Source organism: Streptomyces spinoverrucosus (genome assembly GCF_006539505.1).
Classification (GTDB): domain Bacteria; phylum Actinomycetota; class Actinomycetes; order Streptomycetales; family Streptomycetaceae; genus Streptomyces; species Streptomyces spinoverrucosus.
The window spans coordinates 1-1135 of record NZ_BJND01000188.1 but is presented as its reverse complement, the minus strand read 5'-3'; the positions used below and the strand labels follow the sequence as shown (position 1 = coordinate 1135).

The 1135-nt window shown below is 67.2% G+C and carries 1 protein-coding gene; it reads left to right on the top strand.

Annotated features, from left to right (window positions below; all coding sequences use genetic code 11):
- Window positions 1-224: 224 nt before the first annotated feature.
- Window positions 225-1070, top strand: a complete 846-nt coding sequence (locus SSP24_RS42450) for an alpha/beta fold hydrolase (protein WP_141316612.1) — start codon at window positions 225-227, stop codon at window positions 1068-1070.
- Window positions 1071-1135 lie beyond the last annotated feature (65 nt).

Here is a 1135-nt window from a genome sequence, read left to right as displayed (position 1 = left end):
GGGGTCCCCACCACGAGCGTCCGCTACAACGGCATCCTGCACGACTTCCTGATGCTGAATCCCTTGCGGTCCACGCACGCGGCCACTGCTGCGATGCAGCAGGCCGTTCACACCCTGCGTACCGCACTGCATTCCCACTGATCTGCAGTCGACTGACTCACAGTCGACAGGCGCAATTCCCCAGATACAGCTGTAACCTGCAACAGCCTCGAAAGGGCCCTGTCATGAGCAAGCATTCTCGATACGAACGCATTCGCACTCCGCTCGCCGTCATGGCGACGGCGAGTGTTGCCACGGCTCTCATCGCCACGTCGGTCGCCCCGGCGAGCGCCGGAAAGGCGCCTTCCCTCCAGACCCGCAGGCCGACCGTGGTACTCGTCCACGGCGCATTCGCCGACTCCACCAGCTGGAACGGCGTCGTGAAGGAGCTGAAGCGGGAGGGCTACCCGGTGGTGGCTGCGGCCAACCCGCTGCGGGGTCTGAGCGGCGACGCCGCATACGTCAAGGAGCTCCTGGCCGGCATCGACGGGCCTGTCGTGCTGGCCGGCCACTCCTACGGCGGAGCGGTCATCAGCAACGCGGCCTATGGCTCGGAGAAGGTCAAAGCGCTGGTGTACGTCGCCGCCTTCGTCCCCGACGAGGGGGAGAGCGCGCTCGACCTGGCGGCCAAGTTCGAGGGCAGTACGCTCGGCGAGGCCCTGTGCCCCCCTGTTCCGGTCACCCTGCCCGATGGCTCCCAGGGCGCGGACCTCTACATCGACCAGAAGAAGTTCCCCCGCCAGTTCGCCGCGGACGTCCCCGAGAACACCGCCGAGCTCATGGCGGTCACGCAGCGGCCCGTGACCAACGTTGCGCTGGAGGAGAAGTCCTCCGAACCCGCCTGGAAGACCACTCCGACCTGGGCTCTGGTCGCCACCGAGGATCTCAACATCCCTCGTGAGGCCCAGCTCTTCATGGCCGAGCGCGCCAAAGCCCACACGGTGGAAGTGCGGGCATCGCACGCGGTGACCGTCTCCCGCCCGAACGAAGTCGCCCAGATCATCCAGGAAGCGGCGCGAACGGTCCGCTGACCGCATGACTGCGACGGCGGGGTGGCCACAGCGCCACCCCGCCGTCCGTCATTGGGACTCACTCC

Bases quoted from the DNA above. Each gene is read 5' to 3' on its own strand.
- SSP24_RS42450 (WP_141316612.1), top strand. From the start codon at position 225: ATGAGCAAGCATTCTCGATACGAACGCATTCGCACTCCGCTCGCCGTC.